We start from the raw sequence: 815 nt of genomic DNA, 5'->3' as shown, positions 1-815 counted from the left end.
GCAACAGTGTAGCGGGGTTGCACGCGGTACGCCGCTCTTTAGCGCTTTGCTCAATTACCGGCACAATAGTCTCTCAGCGTCGTCGGATGAACCATTTGAAGGCATTGAATTTTTAGACGGCCAGGAACGCACCAACTACCCCTTTGGGCTGTCGGTGGAGGATTTTGGTGAGGCGCTGGGCTTGACGGCAAGTGTGGTGCCGCCGTTTGAACCGGAGCGGATATGGGGCTATATGCTGCAGGCATTAGAAAGTCTGGTGGGGGCGCTGGAAAAAGCCCCGGAGACCCCGGTACGGGCATTAGAAATTCTGCCGCAAACAGAGCGTACCTTATTATTAACCACCTGGAACAGGACGGAGACCCCTTATCCTGCGGCGTTATGTATTCATCAATGGTTTGAACAGCAAGCAGAGAAAACGCCAGAGGCAACAGCACTGGAATATCAAGGACAAACCCTTAGTTACGCCAAACTCAATGCCCGAGCGAATCGGCTGGCGCATCAGTTGATTGCGTTAGGGGTCGGGCCGGAGCAACGGGTCGCGATTTGTGTGACACGCTCACCGGCTATGGTAGTGTCTCTGTTGGCGGTACTGAAAGCTGGTGGGGCCTATGTGCCACTCGACATAACTTACCCGGCAGAGCGTCTGATCTATATCCTGAGTGATAGCACGCCATCCGTGGTAGTGGCAGACCGGGCCGGGCAAGCTGCACTGAGTGATGAGGTACTGGCCGGTTTGACGGTACTGGATCCGGCGATGTTGCCGGATCAACCGGACAGCAACCCACGAGTTTCCACGTTAACACCGCAAAATCTGG

At 55.2% G+C, this 815-nt stretch carries 1 protein-coding gene; it reads left to right on the top strand.

The window, feature by feature from the left end:
* Positions 1–815, top strand: an 815-nt coding sequence (locus AAC147_RS10185) for an AMP-binding protein (RefSeq protein WP_047686523.1), incomplete at both ends; no start/stop codon positions are given.

The organism is Xenorhabdus sp. NBAII XenSa04, assembly GCF_963866145.1.
In the GTDB taxonomy this organism is placed as follows: Bacteria; Pseudomonadota; Gammaproteobacteria; order Enterobacterales; family Enterobacteriaceae; genus Xenorhabdus; species Xenorhabdus indica.
This window is presented reverse-complemented; position numbering and strand designations above follow the sequence as displayed.